The sequence below is a fragment of the Spirillospora sp. CA-294931 genome, from assembly GCF_050946795.1.
GTDB lineage: Bacteria > Actinomycetota > Actinomycetes > Streptosporangiales > Streptosporangiaceae > Spirillospora.
The window spans coordinates 2,385,744-2,401,790 of the sequence record NZ_CP192006.1; the positions used below are offsets into that span (position 1 = coordinate 2,385,744).

The 16,047-nt window shown below is 72.3% G+C and carries 18 protein-coding genes and 1 riboswitch; of the genes, 11 read left to right on the forward strand and 7 right to left on the reverse strand.

All coding sequences use genetic code 11. The annotated features are described in order from the left end of the window. Nucleotides 1-113: 113 nt before the first annotated feature. The 7 genes from ACQPY4_RS11035 (at nt 114) to ACQPY4_RS11065 (ending at nt 5,293) form a co-directional block, all read left to right on the forward strand. Nucleotides 114-302, forward strand: coding sequence for a hypothetical protein (locus tag ACQPY4_RS11035; protein ID WP_433335175.1), 189 nt, complete (start codon nt 114-116; stop codon nt 300-302). Continuing rightward, on the forward strand, nt 299-976 hold the full coding sequence (locus ACQPY4_RS11040; protein WP_433335177.1) for an ABC transporter ATP-binding protein: 678 nt from the start codon (nt 299-301) through the stop codon (nt 974-976). The genes ACQPY4_RS11035 and ACQPY4_RS11040 overlap by 4 nt, the downstream gene beginning before the upstream one ends. Beyond that, complete coding sequence (locus tag ACQPY4_RS11045) at nt 976-2,667, forward strand: FtsX-like permease family protein (RefSeq protein WP_433335179.1); 1,692 nt, start codon at nt 976-978, stop codon at nt 2,665-2,667. Before ACQPY4_RS11040 ends, ACQPY4_RS11045 begins: the two co-directional genes overlap by 1 nt. A gap of 98 nt (nt 2,668-2,765) precedes the next feature. Further along, nucleotides 2,766-3,368 carry a hypothetical protein gene (locus ACQPY4_RS11050; protein WP_433335181.1) on the forward strand — a complete coding sequence of 201 codons (603 nt, stop codon included), beginning with the start codon at nt 2,766-2,768 and terminating at the stop codon, nt 3,366-3,368. A gap of 196 nt (nt 3,369-3,564) precedes the next feature. Continuing rightward, complete coding sequence (locus ACQPY4_RS11055) at nt 3,565-4,053, forward strand: N-acetyltransferase family protein (protein ID WP_433335183.1); 489 nt, start codon at nt 3,565-3,567, stop codon at nt 4,051-4,053. 173 nt (nt 4,054-4,226) lie between these two features. After that, entirely contained in the window at nt 4,227-4,439 is a 213-nt protein-coding gene (locus ACQPY4_RS11060) for a hypothetical protein (protein WP_433335185.1), read from the forward strand. Nucleotides 4,440-4,501: 62 nt separating this feature from the next. Beyond that, complete coding sequence (locus ACQPY4_RS11065) at nt 4,502-5,293, forward strand: methyltransferase domain-containing protein (protein ID WP_433335187.1); 792 nt, start codon at nt 4,502-4,504, stop codon at nt 5,291-5,293. Here ACQPY4_RS11065 and ACQPY4_RS11070 read toward each other — a convergent pair. After that, complete coding sequence (locus ACQPY4_RS11070; RefSeq protein WP_433335189.1) at nt 5,212-6,426, reverse strand: serine hydrolase domain-containing protein; 1,215 nt, start codon at nt 6,424-6,426, stop codon at nt 5,212-5,214. The two genes, ACQPY4_RS11065 and ACQPY4_RS11070, sit on opposite strands and share 82 nt — an antisense overlap. A gap of 130 nt (nt 6,427-6,556) precedes the next feature. Between ACQPY4_RS11070 and ACQPY4_RS11075 the strand changes: the two genes are divergently transcribed. Beyond that, entirely contained in the window at nt 6,557-7,279 is a 723-nt protein-coding gene (locus ACQPY4_RS11075; protein ID WP_433335191.1) for an aspartate/glutamate racemase family protein, read from the forward strand. On the opposite strand, the gene ACQPY4_RS11080 is transcribed toward ACQPY4_RS11075, so the two are convergent. Next, a complete protein-coding gene (locus tag ACQPY4_RS11080) occupies nt 7,276-7,626 on the reverse strand; it encodes a nuclear transport factor 2 family protein (RefSeq protein WP_433335193.1) in 351 nt (116 codons plus the stop codon). The genes ACQPY4_RS11075 and ACQPY4_RS11080 overlap by 4 nt on opposite strands. A gap of 87 nt (nt 7,627-7,713) precedes the next feature. On the opposite strand from ACQPY4_RS11080, the gene ACQPY4_RS11085 reads away from it, so the two are divergent. Further along, nucleotides 7,714-8,559, forward strand: a complete 846-nt coding sequence (locus ACQPY4_RS11085; RefSeq protein WP_433335195.1) for an AraC family transcriptional regulator — start codon at nt 7,714-7,716, stop codon at nt 8,557-8,559. On the opposite strand, the gene ACQPY4_RS11090 is transcribed toward ACQPY4_RS11085, so the two are convergent. From ACQPY4_RS11090 to ACQPY4_RS11105, 4 genes are all read right to left on the reverse strand, one after another. Continuing rightward, the gene (locus ACQPY4_RS11090) at nt 8,556-10,199 is read right to left on the reverse strand and encodes an acetolactate synthase large subunit (RefSeq protein ID WP_433335197.1); all 1,644 of its coding nucleotides are present in this window, start codon (nt 10,197-10,199) and stop codon (nt 8,556-8,558) included. The genes ACQPY4_RS11085 and ACQPY4_RS11090 overlap by 4 nt on opposite strands. A 70-nt stretch (nt 10,200-10,269) precedes the next feature. Next, nucleotides 10,270-11,289, reverse strand: coding sequence for an LLM class F420-dependent oxidoreductase (locus ACQPY4_RS11095; protein ID WP_433335199.1), 1,020 nt, complete (start codon nt 11,287-11,289; stop codon nt 10,270-10,272). A gap of 75 nt (nt 11,290-11,364) precedes the next feature. After that, nucleotides 11,365-11,565, reverse strand: coding sequence for a DUF397 domain-containing protein (locus ACQPY4_RS11100; RefSeq protein ID WP_433335201.1), 201 nt, complete (start codon nt 11,563-11,565; stop codon nt 11,365-11,367). Then, nucleotides 11,562-12,404, reverse strand: coding sequence for a helix-turn-helix domain-containing protein (locus ACQPY4_RS11105; protein WP_433335203.1), 843 nt, complete (start codon nt 12,402-12,404; stop codon nt 11,562-11,564). Before ACQPY4_RS11105 ends, ACQPY4_RS11100 begins: the two co-directional genes overlap by 4 nt. Nucleotides 12,405-12,597: 193 nt before the next feature. Here ACQPY4_RS11105 and ACQPY4_RS11110 point away from each other — a divergent pair, with 193 nt between their 5' ends. Beyond that, complete coding sequence (locus ACQPY4_RS11110) at nt 12,598-13,122, forward strand: ATP-binding protein (protein ID WP_433335205.1); 525 nt, start codon at nt 12,598-12,600, stop codon at nt 13,120-13,122. Between the two features lie 52 nt (nt 13,123-13,174). Here the strand turns inward: ACQPY4_RS11110 and ACQPY4_RS11115 are convergent, their stop codons facing one another. Beyond that, nucleotides 13,175-13,795, reverse strand: a complete 621-nt coding sequence (locus ACQPY4_RS11115; RefSeq protein WP_433335207.1) for a TetR/AcrR family transcriptional regulator — start codon at nt 13,793-13,795, stop codon at nt 13,175-13,177. Between the two features lie 95 nt (nt 13,796-13,890). Then, nucleotides 13,891-14,014, forward strand: a riboswitch (cobalamin riboswitch). A gap of 76 nt (nt 14,015-14,090) precedes the next feature. On the opposite strand from ACQPY4_RS11115, the gene ACQPY4_RS11120 reads away from it, so the two are divergent. Next, entirely contained in the window at nt 14,091-16,046 is a 1,956-nt protein-coding gene (locus ACQPY4_RS11120) for a putative cobaltochelatase (protein WP_433335209.1), read from the forward strand. Nucleotide 16,047: the final 1 nt, after the last annotated feature.

The following is a 16,047-nucleotide window of genomic DNA, read 5'->3' on the forward strand; positions in this document are numbered from 1 at the left end:
GAGGCTACGGCCGGGGGACCAGACCCGGATCGACCATTCGGCCGATCCGCGCGTGTCGCGGACCAGACCTGCGTCCGATGTGGCTGACCTGGGCTTCCGCGCACGATTGAGACATGAACACGAACCTGCTGATTCTCGCTCCCGTCCTGGTCCTCTTCGTCACCTTCGTGATCTACGCGGGCGTGGTCATGCCCGCCAAGGAGATCGCCGAGGCCCTCAGGAACCGCGCCCGCCCGCCCGGCCCCGACGCCGAGGTGATCGACCTCGACTCCGCCAGGACCGGGCACAAGGCCGCCGCGTGATCGCGATCCTCACCGGCACCGGCCTGGTCAAGCGCTACGGGCCGGCGACCGCCCTGGACGGCGTCACGCTGGCCGTGGGCCGCGCCGAGGCCGTGGCGATCATGGGCCCGAGCGGCTCGGGCAAGTCGACGCTCCTGCATTGCCTGGCCGGGATCATCAAGCCCGACGCGGGCGAGGTCACCCTGCTCGGGCAGCGCGTCGACACCCTGGGCGAGCGCCGCCGCAGCGCCCTGCGCCGCAGCCGCTTCGGCTTCGTCTTCCAGTTCGGCCAGCTCCTGCCCGAGCTCCCGGCGGAGGAGAACGTCGCCCTGCCCCTCATGCTCGGCGGGACGTCCCGCGCCCGCGCCGTGGACGCCGTCCGCGCCTGGTTCGCCCCGCTGGGCCTGACCGGACTGGAGAGACGCCGTCCCGGCGAGCTCTCGGGCGGCCAGGCCCAGCGCGTGGCGATCGCCCGTGCGCTGGTGACCCGTCCCGCGGTGGTCTTCGCCGACGAACCCACCGGAGCCCTCGACCAGAAGACCGGACACGACACCATGAACCTGCTGACCCAGGCCACCCGCCACAACGACGCGTCCCTGGTGGTCGTGACCCACGACCCGGACGTGGCCCGCTGGTGCGACCGGACCGCCGAGGTCCGCGACGGCCGCCTCCTCGTCCCCGCCGGAACCTCCTGATGCGTGCCACCCTCGCCCTCGCCTGGCGGCTCGCGCGCGGCGGTGGCGCGCTCCCCGTCCTGCTCACCGCGGCCGCGGTCGCCGTGTCCACCGGCCTCCTGCTGTTCGCGGTCGGCGGGAACCACGCCTTCGCCCAGCGCGCCGACGCCGACGCCTGGCGCCACCCGAAGGCCGCCACGGGCCCCGCGACGGCCGTCGAGGCGCTCTCGACCGAGCTGGTCCGGGGCGAGCCGGTCACCGTGGTCGACCTGGCCGCCCTCCGCGACGGCGCGCCCGTCCCGCCGGGCATGGCGCGCTTCCCGAAACCGGGCGAGACCTGGACGTCCCCGGCCCTGGCCGCGAAACGCGGCGACCGCTTCCCCACGCCCACGGGCCTCCTCGGCCGCGACGCGCTCGTCCGTCCCGGCGAGCTCGTCGCCGTCGTCGGCCACCGCCCCGGCGACCCCGCGATGACCGCCGAGCGCACCGCCCGCGACACGGCCTCACCCACCGCCATCGATCGCTACGCCACCGGCGCCGTCTCGTCCCAGGCGCAGATCTACCGCGTCCTGGCGATCATCGCCTCGATCCTCATGGTCGTCCCGCTGCTGGTCTTCGGCGGCGCCGCGGCCCGCCTCACCGTCGCCCGCCGCGACCGGAGGCTCGCCGCCCTGCGCCTGGTCGGCGCGACCCCCGGCCAGGTGGCCGCCGTCACGACCGCCGAGGCCGTCCTGACGGCCGCCGCCGGCGCCGTCATCGGAGCCCTGCTCTACCTGGCCGCCATCCCGGCCCTGGCGCGCATCCCCATCGCGGGCGGCGCCTGGTTCCCCACCGACCTGTGGCCGGGCCCGCTACCCGTCGCCGCCGTCCTGGCGTGCGTCCCCCTCCTGGTCGGAGTCAGCGCGATCGCCGGGCTCCGCCAGGTGGTCGTCAGCCCCCTGGGCGTCGCGAGACGTCAGACGCCTCCCGCGCTCAAGGCCGTCCGCCTGCTGGCCTTCGCCGCCCTCGTGATCACCTTCGGCCTGACGTCCGGCGGCCTCAGCCGCGCGGGCCGGACGGGCCTGACCATCCTCCTGATCTTCCTCGGCCTGGCCTTCCTGGCCCTCAACCTCGTCGGCCCCTGGATCGTCGCCCTGATCGGCCGCGTCACCGCCGCCACCGCCCGGGGCCCCGCCCTCCTCCTGGCCGGACGCCGCCTCATGGACGACCCCCGCGCCGTCTGGCGGACGGTCGCGGGCGTGTCCCTGACCGGCTTCGTGGCGGGCTTCCTCTCCCTGATGAACCCCTCGCCCCCGGCGGGGCGGCAGCCCGGCGTCGCCGAGCGCCACCTCCTGGACGACCTGCGCACCGGCGCCCTCGTCGTCCTGGCGGTCTCGTTCCTCATCGCCATCACCAGCGCGGCGATCACGAGCGCCTCGTCCGTCCTGGACCGCCGCCAGAGCTACGCCATGCTCCGCCTGGCCGGAACGCCGCTCTCGGTCCTGGACCGCGCCCGCCACCAGGAGACCCTCGTCCCCCTGGCCGTCATGGGCGGCGGCTCCGTCCTCACGGGCGTCTTCTTCGCGACCCCCTTCGCCGCGGGCTTCGGTACCCAGGGCGCCCTGACCCTCGCCCTCTTCCTCACCCTCGGCACGACCGGCGTCCTCGCCGCCACCGCCCTGACCCGCCCCCTCCTCCACTCCACAACAACCCCAACCCCGCACCCCGACTGACGCAGCGGTCCGCTGGGTGGAACCGGGGTTGGTCGGAGGTGGGGTCAGTGGCGACGATCTCTGGACGGGCGGCGCTTCACGATCCTTGAAAGGGAACAATGACCTTCCTCAAGAAGACCATCGGGGTGGCGGCCGGCTCCATCGTCGCGGCGGCGGGGCTCGCGCTCGTGTCGGCGCCCGCTTCGGCCGAGGCGCAGAAGAAGGCCAACTGTGTGGTGCACCTTTCGCAGGGCGGCGCCATCGACTGCTACGCCACGTTCACCGAGGCGATGCGGGACGCCACCAACGGGCGGGTCACCGACGCGCCGAAGAACGCCCGCGACGCCATCAAGGACGCGACGCTCACGCGGCGCGTCAATGCCGCCGCCGCGAAGAAGGGCGCCGCGCGTGCGGCGGCCGGGGGCACGGCGATCGGCGTCGAACTCGAGCACAACATCGGGACGCTCGGCGGCAGGTCGTGGACGGTCGAGGCCGACTACGGCTGCGACGGCAACCTCGCCGGCCATGACTGGGAGGTCCGCGACCTCGGCGACAGCTGGTGGAACGACGAGATCTCCGGCGCCACGGCCTACGGGCACTGCTGGGTCCGGCACTTCGAGCACCACGAATTCGGCGGCCGCTCCTCCGGCTGGGCCCGGTTCAACGTCAACCTGACCGACGTGGGGATGAACGACATGACCTCCTCGATTCAGTGGAGTTAGCCCACCCGAATCCCGCACGGGCTCATCCTTCTTTCCCCGGGGAGGATGGGCCCGTGCGCTCTCCCTGAAAGCCCAGTTGCCCTGCCGATGCAGGGGAAGCAGCTTCGCGGTCAGCAGGTAGGCGCGATCGTCAGCGTCGGCGGGGCGCGGAGAAACTCGGTCGCGGGGTGGGGCGCAGGTGGGACAGGGTGTGGGCATGGAGATTCGCGAGGCGGTGGCGGGGGACTGGGCGGCCATGTGGCCGTTCATGGAGGGGATCGTGCGGGCGGGGGAGACCTTCACCTGGCCGCGCGACATCTCGGCGGAGCGGGCTCGGACGTTCTGGTTCCCGGCGGCGCCGGGGCGGGCCGTGGTGGCCGTGGACGACTCGGGCGCGGTGCTCGGGACGGCGAACATGGTGCGGAACCACATGGGCGGCGGGTCGCATATCGCGAGCGCGAGCTTCATGGTGGCGCCGGAGCATGCGGGACGCGGCGTCGGGCGGGCTCTCGGTGAGCACGTGATGGCGTGGGCTCACGGCGCGGGGTTCCGGGCGATGCAGTTCAACGCCGTTGTGGAGACGAACGAGCGGGCCGTGCGGCTGTGGGAGTCGCTGGGGATGGAGATCGTGGCCACGCTGCCGGAGGGGTTCCTTCATCCGCAGCGGGGCTACGTGGGGCTCCACGTCATGTACCGGCTCCTCTGAGGCGAATACACGTTCGAATTTTGTCAGAGGCGATGCGTAGGTTACCTGTGTGAGGTGGGTTACGCAGGGGAATAGTCATCGAACCAGGCGGCTTGTTCTGTGCGTACCTCTGGGTATGAAGACCGGTGCCGCGCCTCGTGGCCGGCGCCGGGCGGCAGGAAGGAGAAGGCGCAGTGAGTGACAGGAATGGCACGTTCCATCTCTCTCGCCCGTGGCTGGACGGACCCGCCGAGCGGACCGTCGTCGAGCCCTGGCTCACCGGACTCTCCGATCAGACCCTCAACGCCTATGCCGAGACCGCGCCCGTTGACGAACTGGCCGAGGTCACGGCCCTGACCGTTCCCGTCCTCATCGCGGCCCGGCGCCGGATCGCCCTGGCCGCCTGACCCTCCTTCCATATTCTGAGACGTAATTCTCAAGATGTGGGCTGCTGTTCTAGTGTGTGCCCATGGGCGCTTCGTATGTTCATGGGCACCACGAGACCGTGCTGAGCTCGCACCAGTGGCGGACGGTCGGCAACTCGGCCGCCTACCTGGTCGAGCATCTCGTGGCCGGAGCCTCGGTCCTCGACGTCGGCTGCGGGCCGGGGACGATCACGGCGGGCATCGCCGACCTCGTCGCGCCCGGACGGGTCACCGCCGTTGACGCGGCCGAGAACGTGCTGGCCGAGGCCGCGCGGGCCTGCGCGGGACGCGATGTGACCTTCGCCGTCGCCGATGTGCACGCCCTTGATTTCGCCGACGGAACCTTCGACGTGGTTCATGCGCACCAGGTGCTCCAGCATGTGGCCGACCCGGTGGCGGCGCTGAGAGAGATGCGCCGAGTTTGCAAACCCGGTGGGGTCGTGGCCGCTCGCGACGCCGATTTCGGCGGCATGATCTGGTACCCGGACCCGCCGGGAATGGACGAGTGGCGTCCGGTCTACTACCGGGTGGCCAGGGGCAACGGTGGCGAGCCCGACGCCGGGCGGCGCCTGGTGGCGTGGGCGCGGCGGGCGGGCTTCACCGAGGTCGCGGCGTCCGCCTCGTCCTGGTGCTACTCCACGCCGGGGGAGCGGGAGTGGTGGAGCGAGTCGTGGGGCGGGCGGATGGTGCGCTCCTCGTTCGCCGAGAAGGCCGTCGCGGGCGGGCATGCCGGCCGCGACGACCTCCAGAGGTTCTACGAGGGCTGGAAGGCGTGGGCCAGGGCCGAGGACGCCTGGTTCGCCGTCCCCCACGGCGAGGTCGTCTGCCGCGCCTGAGGCGGGCAGAACGCCTTCTCGATCACGCGGTCCTCCAGGGCCTGGTCGCCCCAGTCGGCGTTGCGGTTGAGGGAGACGACCGTGCGGCCGTCCATGCTGACCCCCACCCGGGAGAGCGAGCCGGGCAGCATCCCGCCGTGGCCCCATACCCAGACCTGGCACGAGAGCCGAAACTTCCGGACGCCGAGCCCGTACTCGTCGCCCTTGCCGCCGTGCCCGTCGTCGCCCTCGACGCCGACGGTGGTGAACATCTCGCGCCGCTGCTCGCCGGACAGGAACCGCCCCCCGAGCAGGGCGCGCCAGAACGTGGTGATGTCGCGGGTGGTGGAGATGAGCTGCCCGGCCGCCCCGGCCACCGACGGGTCGAACTCGGTGACGTCGTGCACCTTGTCGCCCAGCAGCGTCGAGTAGTGGCGCGCGGCAGGGGCGGGCACCCGGGGTGACCTGCCCGGGACGCTCGTCGAGCGCAGCCCCAGAGGTCGGATGACCCGCCGCTCGACCTCGTGGGCGTAGGTGTTGCCCGTGGCCTTCTCGATGATCATTCCGGCGAGAATATAATTGGTGTCGGAGTAATGCCACCTCCCTTTGGCGCCCGGCTTGAAGACGGGCGGGTTGGAAATTCCGGCCGCCACCAGCTCCTCGGGCGTCGCGCCGTCGTAGCGGTGCTCAAGAAAGGCTTCTCCTGAGAACTTGGCCAGGAATTCCTTGTCGTTGTTGTAGTTGTAGATGCCGCTGGTGTGGTTGAGCAGCTGGCGGATCGTGATCGTGCGGCCGTCATAGCCGTTGCCCTGGACGAGCCCCGGCAGCCACTTCTCGACCGTGTCGTCCAGCGAGAGCCGCACCGCCGGGTCGGCCGCCAGCCGCAGGAGCACGGTGGCGGTGAACGGCTTGGTCAGGCTGGCGATGCGGAACCGCTCGTCCGCCTGGCGGCGTCGCCCGGTGGCGCGGTCGGCGACGCCCGCCACCAGGCCCCTGTCGTTCACCCGGGCGATGACGCCCGGCGTTCCCTCCTTGACGATCGCGTCCAGCTCGCCGCGGATGTCCGGCGTTCCGGCGATCGCGGGAGTGAGCGTTCCCCCTGTCACGATCCCGGCCACGGCCAGTGCGATGAAGCCATTCTTTCTATGGCTCATGATGGAAATCGTCCCCCTTCGTAGAGCCGCCCGAGATCAGTAAAGCGAAATCTTGCACGTTTGCGCAATCAGGGACATCCCCTAGGGGACCCGGCCTGAGGCAGAATGAAGATCTACGAGAGGAGCACACATGAACCACCTGGGGATACTCGCCCACAGCGCCGAGGGCGCCTCGCTCTGCTTCCAGGAGTTCTGCCGTCTGGGAGGGCAGCTGGGCCCGCACGAGCACCCGGACGTCTCGCTCGACTGCATCGCGATGGCCCGCAGCATGCCGCTGTGGGACTCGGGCGACCACGTGGGCATCCGCGAGATCCTCGCCGAGAGCGTCCGGCGCCTGGACCGGGCGGGCGCCGACTTCTTCGTGTGCCCGGACAACACCGCCCACATGGCCCTGGAGGCCCCGGGCGACGCCTTTCCCATTCCGGGTCTCCACCTGCCCGAGGTCGTCGCCGAGCGCGCCGCCCGGGACGGCCGGGGCCGCGTCGGTGTCATGGGCACCCGCTACCTGATGGACGGCCCTCTCTACCCGCGCGCGCTTGGCAAGCGCGGTATCGAGGCCGAGCTGCCCGGCCCGGACGACCGGGCGCTGATCAACCGGGTCATCTTCGACGAGCTGGTGAACGGCGTCTTCACCGACGAGTCGCGCGCCGAGTTCGTCCGCATCATCCGGGGCCTGGCCGCCCGGGGCTGTGACGCGGTGGCGCTGGTCTGCACCGAGATTCCCCTCCTGGTCTCCCCGGACGACTCGCCCCTGCCGACCCTCGACTCCACCCGCCTCCTGGCGGCCGCCGCCATGGACGTCGCCTTGGAGAAGGCCCCGCTTCCGCAGTGGAGGGGCGGCCCGTTCGGCTAGTCCCCGGCTCCCCGGGCGAAGGGCCGGGGATCGAAGTACGCCTGGATACGGGAGACGCGTCCGCCGGTGATGGTGAGGTGCTCGGCGAAGTCGGCGCTCCCCACGGCGGTGTCCCAGGTGCTGAAGATCGCGGCGTGGCCGTCCCGGCGGACGGCCCGCTGCGCCACGATCGCGCGGACGGGCCCGCTCAGCAGCCGGGTCATGGAAGCCACGAACGCGTCCGCGGTGTCGTAGGTGTCAAGCGGGTCCTGGAAGTGCAGGTCATCGGCCAGGACGGCGCGCAGCGCGGCGAAGTCGCCGGTCGCGCGCGACCGCATGTAGCGGTCCAGAAGGTCGTCATCGCTCATACCCCGACGCTAGGAGCGGCACCCGGGGCGCGGGAATGGCCGTGACTCCGGAAGAGTTGATCAGGACGCCGAGGGCGGAGGATCGCCATGGAACAGCTGACCGGGACCGCGGACGAGCTGAGCGTCCTGCTGGACGGCGTGCGCGTGTCCGCGACCCGGTGGTGCCGCGCGTCGGTCTCGCCGCCGTGGGGGATCGCCGTCGCCGCGCTGCACCGCCCGGTCTTCTGGCTTCCGGTGCGCGGCGGCTCCTGGTTCGAGACCGACACCGGCGGACGGTTCTGGGCGGCGACCGGCGACGTGGTCGTGGTGACGCACGGGTCGGCGCACCGGCTGCGCGACGACCCCGCCTCCCCGATCGGCCCCGACGACATCCATCAGCGCTCCACCGCCGACGACCGCACCGAGCTGCTGTGCGGCGACGCCTCCCTGGGCGGGGCGCGTTTGCCCGCCGTCCTGCCGGACGTCCTGCACCTGCCGCGCGAGCACGTGCGCGCCGGATCGCTGGACGCCGTGCTGGCCGACCGGTCCCCGGGCTCGGCGGCCGTGGTCGCCCGGACGACCGAAGACCTGCTCCTGCGGGCCGTCCGCCACCACGGGCCGGGGGTGGACACCGACCCGGCCGTCCTGGCCGCCCTGCGGCTGATCCGCGCCGAGCCCGCCCGCGCCTGGACCGTCACCGAGCTCGCGGCCACGGCCGGGATGTCGCGCTCGGTCTTCGCCGCGCGCTTCGCGGCGTCGATGGGCGAGCCGCCGATGCGCTACCTCACCCGCTACCGCATGACCCGCGCGGCGGCCCATCTGCGCGGCGGCGACCTGCCCCTGCGCACGATCGCCCGCCTGACGGGCTACGACTCCGAGGCGGCCCTGAGCCGGGCGTTCCGCCGCAGTTACGGCGTCCCGCCCAGCGCCTATCGGACGCGGCCCTCCGGCTAGAACGGCCCGGACAGCTCGCCCAGTTTGCTGGTCAGGGCGAGGTTGTGGGAGTAGTCGACCGGGACGGTGATCACCGAGACGGTGTCGTCGGCGAGCGCCTTGCGCAGGGTGGGCAGCAGCTCGTCGGCCGAGGTCACCCGGTACCCCTTGGCGCCGAAGCTCTCGGCGTACTGGACGAAGTCGGGGTTGCGGAACTTGATGTGGCTGTTGCGGCCCAGCTCGAGGTCCATCTTCCACTCGATCAGGCCGTACGCGTCGTCCTCCCAGATCAGGACGGTGATCGGGATGTTCTCGCGGACGGCGGTCTCCAGCTCCTGGGAATTCATGAGGAAGGCGCCGTCGCCGGTCGCCGCCAGGATCTTGCGATCGGGGTGGGCGAGCTTGGCGGCCAGGGCGCCCGGGACGGCGAACCCCATGGACGACAGCCCGTTGGAGACCAGCAGCGTGTTGGGCTCGTAGGTCGGGTACATCCGGGCCATCCACATCTTCACGGCCCCCGTATCGGCCAGGACGACGTCCTCGCGGCCCATGGCCTCGCGGACGTCGGCGACGATGCGGCGGGGCGAGAGCGGGAAGCCGTCGTCGGCCTGGCCCTGGCGCAGTTCCTCGGCCATCAGGTCGCGGATCCGGCGTCCGGTGCCGTTGACGTCGAAGCGGCGGTGGACGGCGTCGGACAGCGCGCGCAGCGAGCGCGAGATGTCGCCCTGGATGCCGACCTCGACCGGGTAGTGGTCGTCCACCTCGGCCGGGAACCGGTGGATGTGGATGATCTTCTTGTCGGCGTTGGGGTTGACCTTGACCGGGTCGAACTCCTGGAGCTCGTAGCCGACGGCGATCAGCACGTCCGCGTCGTCGAACCCGAAGTTGACGTAATCGTGGCGCATGAACCCGACCGCGCCGAGCGCGTTGCGGTGGTCGTCGGGGAAGACGCCCTTGCCGTTGAAGGTGGTGGCGACCGGGAGCCCGAGCTTCTCGGAGAAGTGCGCCAGCGCCTGGCTCGCGCCGTCGCGGGTGGCGCCGTGACCGGCCAGGACGATCGGCTGCCGGGCCAGCGCGATGACGTCGGCGGCGCGGGCGATCTGCGCGGGCGAGGGCTCCTGCGGCCGGACGACGTTGACCGGCAGCGGCTTGAGGTCGGGGGAGACCTCGGCCGACTCGATGTTCTCGGGGATGGCGAGGTAGACCGCGCCGGGACGCTCGGTCTGCGCGGTCTTGAACGCCTTGCGCAGCATCTCGGGCAGGGCCTCGGCGGTCGGCGCCAGCTCGGCCCACTTGGTGATGGGCCGGAACAGCGACACCAGGTCGACGATCTGGTGCGACTCCTTGTAGATGCGGTCGAGCCCGACCTGGGCGGAGATCGCGACGACGGGGGTGCTGTTGGTGGTGGCGTCGGCCACGCCGAGCTGGAGGTTGATCGCGCCGGGCCCCAGCGTCGCCGAGGCGACCCCGGCCTTCCCGGTCAGCCGGCCGTAGATCTCGGCCATGAACGCCGCGCCCTGCTCGTGGCGGACCAGGATGTAGCGGATGGAGGAGTCGTTGAGGGCGTCGATGAAATGGATGTTCTCTTCACCCGGGATCCCGAAGACGTACTCGACGCCTTCGGCCTCCAGGGCGCGCACCAGCAGCCGGGCCGCGGACATGGTTCCTTCTTCGCATCGTCGATCTTGGTCGGTCATCTCGTTCAGCGCCCCGGGCGGCCCCGGCATTCCGTCACGCGTCGGCCGCCTCCTTCAGCGCGCGCAGAACGCCCTCGTCATGCACGCCCGCGACCAGCAGCGTTGTGACCGGGCTCTCACGCCAGAGCGCCATGCGCTCGCGGACGCGGCCGAGCGGCCCGAGCAGCGAGATCGCGTCGGCCAGCTCGTCGGGCACCGCCCTGATCGCCTCGTCGCGGCGTCCCTCGATGAACAGGTCCTGGACGTGCCGCGCCTGCTCGGCGTAGCCGAGCCGCCCGATGAGGTCGAGGTGGAAGTTGCGGTCCTTGGCGCCCATGCCGCCGATGTAGAAGGCGAGGGGGATCTTGGCGACGTCCAGGGCGGCCCGCAGGTCGTCGGTCACGATCGTGGTGACGGTGGCGGCGATCTCGAAACCGTCCGGGCGCCCGGCGAGCGACTCGCCGAACAACGCCTCGATCCGCGACGGGTCGACGAACAGCGGCAGCCAGCCCTGCGCGATCTCGGCGGCCAGCGCGATGTTCCTGGGCCCTTCGGCGCCCAGGTACACGGGAATGTCGGGGCGCAGCGGGTGCACGATCGACTTCAGCGGCTTGCCCAACCCCGCGCCGCCGGGGAAGGGCAGCGGGTAGTGCGGCCCCTGGCTGGTGACCGGGGCCTCGCGGCGCCACACCTGCCGGACGATGTCGAGGTACTCGCGGGTGCGGGCCAGCGGCTTGGGGAACGGGACGCCGTACCAGCCCTCCACGACCTGGGGGCCGGAGGCGCCGACGCCGAGGATCATCCGCCCGCCCGAGAGCGCGTCGAGCGTCAGCGCGTGCATGGCCGTGGCCGCGGGTGTCCGCGCCGAGAGCTGCGCGACGGCGGTGCCGAGCCTGATGCGGGACGTCCGGGCGGCGTACCAGGCCAGCGGGGTGAAGGCGTCGGACCCGTACGCCTCGGCAGTGAACACCGAGTCGTAGCCGAGCTGCTCGGCGGCCAGGACGGTCTGGGTGTGGTCTTCGGGGTGGCGCTGCCAGTATCCGAGGTTGAGGCCGAGCTTGAGCTGTCGGGACACGGGCCGATGCTAGAACACGTTCTAGACCGGCGGAAGGGCCGCGGCGAGCGCCGCGGCCCTTCCGGTCGTTCCGTTCTATGAGCGTCGCGCGGTCGTGATCAGCGAGTGCCAGGCGGAGTGCGTGAGCACCAGCGCCGGGCCGTGGGGGTCCTTGGAGTCGCGCACGGCCAGCGGGCCGCTCGCGAGGGTGGCCACCTCGACGCACTGGTCGCCGCTCCCGCTGTGGGAGGACTTGCGCCAGGTGGCTGCTGACAGGTCGCTGGAGAGTCGGTTCACGGGCTGCTCCTTGCTGCCTCGGTGATGAGGTGCGCGGAATCCTCGGGGGACAGGGCCGCCGCCGCGATCTTGTCGAAGCGGGTCCTGTGTTTGGCTATTGCCTCGATGCTTTCGAGATAAACGTCACCCATGGTGCCCTCCACGTAGGCGATATCCGGGTCCGCGGGGTCGGGGAACGAAAGGATCGTGAACCGGCCGTCCAGCCCGGCGTGCTCTCCGGCCGCGTAGGGGAGCACCTGGACGGTGACCTTCTCGCGGGACGCGGCCTCGGCCAGCGCGGTGAGCTGGGCGCTCATCACCCCAGGACCGCCGATCGGACGGTAGAGGACCGCCTCGTCGAAAATCACGTGCAGCTGCGGCGCCTCCGCGCGCGAAAGCAGGGCCTGCCGGGCCGTGCGGGCCGCGATGCGCCGCTCGATCTCCTCGCGTCCGGGGAGCATCCGGCCCGCGGTGATGACCGAGCGGGAGTACGGCTCGGTCTGGAGCAGGCCGTGCACGAGCTGCGGGTCCCAGGTGCGGATGTGCGACGCCTCGTCCTCCAGCGCGACGTAGCTGCCGGTGAAGACGTCCACGTAGGCCGTCCACCAGCCGCGCTGCCCCGCCTCGCGGGCCAGGTTGATGTAGGCGTCGCGCTCGGGGCTGGGCATCCCGTACAGGTCGAGGATCTGGGCGATGTCGGCGGGCCTGGGCCGGGTCTGGCCCGTTTCGAGCCGGGAGACGGTGGCCCGCGACCAGTCGAGCCGGTCCGCCACCTCCTGCAGGGTCAGGCCCTGCGCTTCCCGGAGCCTTCGGAGTTCCCGTGCGAGCCGGCGGCCGCGCACTGTGGGCCGGTAGGTCATGGACGGTGAGTCTCCCGACTCGGGACCGGTTCTACAACGACTTTCGGCCAAGCGGGTCAGAGCAATCTCGCCAAGAGTGTTGCGGGACGCCGAGTCTCACGCGAAGCTGAAAAAACGTGACCACACGGGGGCCACAAGCGACATATTGCTACCTGGACCGCGCCAGCGGTCCACATGATGCGGGGAGGGACCCGTGAAATCCTCGCCTGAGAACACCGATGAGGACGAGGCCGGAAAACCGGGCCGGGTGTGGGTGCTGCCCGCCGGCCCCTCGTGCGCTTCGCGCGCGAGAGGGCTGCTGGGAGAGGCACTGAGGGAGATGGGGGTGCCGCGCGACCTGGTCGGCGACGCCCAGTTGATGATCAGTGAGCTGGCGACGAACGCCTACCAGCACGCGGCCGAGCACGGGCCGCACGAGCTGTGGCTCTACCTCGACGACCCCGAAGAGGGGCCCGTCGAGCTGCGCTGTGCGGTGTTCGACCGTGACGCCGACGCCGACCTGCCGGGCTACTCGTGGACGTCCGGCGACTGCGGCCGGGGCCTGAGCATCGTCCGCGAGCTGTCGGAGGGGCACTGGGGTCTGGCGCGCACCCATTCGAGGACGAGCCTCCCCACCCGGGGAAAGGCTGTCTGGTTCGTCCTCCAGGGCGTCGACACGCTCGCCATCGCCCAACTGCGCGCGTCAGCCGGCGCCGTCGGAAGGGCGGTCGCGTCCTAGGGCCGGTGCCCGGTGGATCTCGCTCGTCGATCGCGGATCCACCGGGCACGCCCTAGGACTCCAGGGCCGGGACGACGTCGGTCAGCAGGGCCAGGAGCGAGCGCGAGAGCAGGACGCGCGCCTGCTCCCGATCGAGGGTCTTCTCCTGGAGCCACTGCCGGGTGGTGGCCTCGGCCAGGCCCGCGTAGGCGCGCAGCACCGCGCGCAGCGTCTCGGTGGGACGCGCGACGCGCAGCAGCGCGATCATGTGCTCGACGGTGACGTCGCGGGCCTTGTTGGTGATGCGCAGCAGCTCGGGGTCCTGGCCGAAGCCCTCGGCGTCGGCGGCCGCGAACCAGGTCTCGGCGTTGACCTCGGTGGTCTCCATGTAGAGCCGCACCAGCAGCTCGACCGTCTCCTCCAGCGGCATCGGCGGCAGGTCGCCGACCGGCGGCGCCACGACCGAGACGTCGGCGGCCAGCACCCGCACGACCTCAAGGAACAGGTCGCGCTTGGTCCCGAAGTAGTAGTGGATCAGGCCCCGGCGCACCCCGGCCCGGTCGGCGATGGCCGCCGTCGAGACCTCTGCGTAGGGCACCTCGGTGAACATCGTCCGCGCGACCCCGAGGATCTGCTCGCGCCGCTCGTCCCGCGAGAGCCGCCGGTAGCTGGTCCGGGAGGAGGGAGAGGCCACCCGCACAGCCTATGCGGCCGCGCTCGGACGATCTCACCCCTCCGCGACTTGGGCATGACCAGGGGGTGTGCCATTCTTTGCAGGCGACGATCGCGGAGGAACCCGGTGCGAATCCGGGGCTGTCCCGCAACTGTGACCAGGGGAGCCTCCCTTCGCTCACGCCACGGCGGAAACGCTGGAAGGCAGGAGGGAGGCTGTGATCCGGGAGCCAGGAGACTCCGGCCGTCGGACATGACCGCCACGGGCGTGGACACCCGAGGGAAGGACGATGAGGCATGCCTCCAGTGATGGGCCGATGAGCCGCGCCCCGGGCGCGGCGGTGCGCTATCCGTTCGCCGCCGTCGTCGGGATGGACGACCTGAAGCTGGCCCTGCTGATCAACGCCGTCTCGCCGGGCGTCGGCGGGGTGCTGGTGCGCGGCGAGAAGGGCACGGCCAAGTCGACGATCGTGCGGGCCCTGGCCGGGCTGCTGCCGGGCGTCGCGACCGTTCCCGGCTGCCGCTTCTCGTGCGCGCCGGACGACCCCGACCCCGGCTGCCCGGACGGCCCGCACGACGTCGGCACGGGCGAGGAGCGACCGGCGCGGCTGGTCGAGCTGCCCGTGGGGGCCTCCGAAGACCGGCTGACCGGCTCGCTCGACATCGAGCGGGCCCTGACCGAAGGCGTGAAGGCGTTCGAGCCCGGTCTGCTGGCGGCCGCGCATCGGGGCGTCCTGTACGTCGACGAGGTCAACCTGCTGCACGACCACCTGGTCGACCTGCTGCTGGACGCCGCCGCGATGGGCGAGTCCCACGTCGAGCGCGAGGGCGTCTCGGTACGGCACGCGGCCCGGTTCCTGCTGGTGGGCACGATGAACCCCGAGGAGGGCGAGCTGCGGCCGCAGCTGCTCGACCGGTTCGGGCTGACCGTGGAGGTCGCCGCGACCCGCGACCCCGAGGAGCGCGCCGAGGTCGTCCGGCGGCGGCTGCGGTTCGAGGAGCGCCCGGCCGAATTCGCGGCGCGCTGGACCGAGGACGAGGCCGAGCTGGCCGCCCGCATCGCCGCCGCCCAGAAGCTGCTGCCCGCGGTCGAGCTGCCCGACGCGGCCCTGCGGCAGATCACCGCCGTGTGCGCGGCGTTCGAGGTGGACGGCCTGCGCGCCGACCTGGTCACCGCGCGGGCCGCGATCGCGCTGGCCGCATGGCACGGCCGGACGAGCGTGACGTCCGACGACGTCCGCACGGCCGCGCGCCTGGCGCTGCCGCACCGCCGCCGCCGCGACCCGTTCGACGCGCCCGGCCTCGACCAGCAGCGGCTCGACGACGTCATGGACGAGCACGGCGAGCCCGAGCCGCCCGACGACGATCCCGGTGGCGGCGCCCCCGAGCCTTCGGAGGGCGGCCCGTCCTCCGGTTCCGACGGGCAGTCCTCGTCGGCCCCTCCCGAAGGGGGCGGCCCGGGTCCGTCGGAGTCCGAGCCCGCCCCGGCCGACGCCGCGTACAAGCCGCGCCTGTTCACCGTCCCCGGGACGGGCATGGGCGCACCCGGACGCAGGTCCAAGGCGCGCAGCCCGTACGGGCGCGTGTCCGGCGCCCGCCCCGGGCAGCGCGGCCTGCACCTGACCGCCACCCTGCGGGCCGCCGCGCCGCACCAGCGCGCGCGGGGGCGCAGCGGTCCCGGCCTGGTCATCGCCGCCGACGACCTGCGCGAGTCGGTCCGTGACGGGCGCGAGGGCAACCTGGTCCTGTTCGTGGTGGACGCCAGCGGCTCGATGGCGGCGCGGCAGCGGATGCGCGCGGTCAAGGGCGCGGTGCTCAGCCTGCTGCTGGACGCCTACCAGCGCCGCGACAAGGTCGGCCTGATCACCTTCCGGGGCGCCGACGCCGAGCTGGCCCTGCCGCCGACCTCGTCGGTCGAGGCCGGGGCGCGGCGGCTGGAACGGCTGCCCACCGGGGGACGGACGCCGCTGTCGGCCGGGCTGCTGCGCGCCGCCGAGGTGCTGCGGGTCGAGCGGCTGCGCGACCCGGCGCGGCGCCCGCTGGTGGTGCTGGTGACCGACGGCCGCGCCACCCACGGCCCCGACCCGTCCCTGGCGGCGGGCCTGCTGGCCGAGGTCGCCTCGGTCGTCGTCGACTGCGAGTCGGGGCCGGTCCGGCTGGGCCTGGCGGGACGTCTCGCCGAGGCCATGGGAGCCCAGGCCGTCCGGCTGGAGGAGCTGGCGGCCGAGTCGCTGAGCGGTGTCGTGCGGGACGCACGCGGAAAGGTGGCCTGAG

Excerpts from the sequence above, each read along its gene's own strand:
- ACQPY4_RS11035 (WP_433335175.1), top strand. The coding sequence starts at position 114 with ATGAACACGAACCTGCTGATTCTCGCTCCCGTCCTGGTCCTCTTCGTC.
- ACQPY4_RS11045 (WP_433335179.1), top strand. The coding sequence starts at position 976 with ATGCGTGCCACCCTCGCCCTCGCCTGGCGGCTCGCGCGCGGCGGTGGC.
- ACQPY4_RS11050 (WP_433335181.1), top strand. The coding sequence starts at position 2,766 with ATGACCTTCCTCAAGAAGACCATCGGGGTGGCGGCCGGCTCCATCGTC.
- ACQPY4_RS11055 (WP_433335183.1), top strand. The coding sequence starts at position 3,565 with ATGGAGATTCGCGAGGCGGTGGCGGGGGACTGGGCGGCCATGTGGCCG.
- ACQPY4_RS11065 (WP_433335187.1), top strand. The coding sequence starts at position 4,502 with ATGGGCGCTTCGTATGTTCATGGGCACCACGAGACCGTGCTGAGCTCG.
- ACQPY4_RS11070 (WP_433335189.1), bottom strand. The coding sequence starts at position 6,426 with ATGAGCCATAGAAAGAATGGCTTCATCGCACTGGCCGTGGCCGGGATC.
- ACQPY4_RS11075 (WP_433335191.1), top strand. The coding sequence starts at position 6,557 with ATGAACCACCTGGGGATACTCGCCCACAGCGCCGAGGGCGCCTCGCTC.
- ACQPY4_RS11080 (WP_433335193.1), bottom strand. The coding sequence starts at position 7,626 with ATGAGCGATGACGACCTTCTGGACCGCTACATGCGGTCGCGCGCGACC.
- ACQPY4_RS11085 (WP_433335195.1), top strand. The coding sequence starts at position 7,714 with ATGGAACAGCTGACCGGGACCGCGGACGAGCTGAGCGTCCTGCTGGAC.
- ACQPY4_RS11090 (WP_433335197.1), bottom strand. The coding sequence starts at position 10,199 with ATGTCCGCGGCCCGGCTGCTGGTGCGCGCCCTGGAGGCCGAAGGCGTC.
- ACQPY4_RS11105 (WP_433335203.1), bottom strand. The coding sequence starts at position 12,404 with ATGACCTACCGGCCCACAGTGCGCGGCCGCCGGCTCGCACGGGAACTC.
- ACQPY4_RS11120 (WP_433335209.1), top strand. The coding sequence starts at position 14,091 with ATGAGCCGCGCCCCGGGCGCGGCGGTGCGCTATCCGTTCGCCGCCGTC.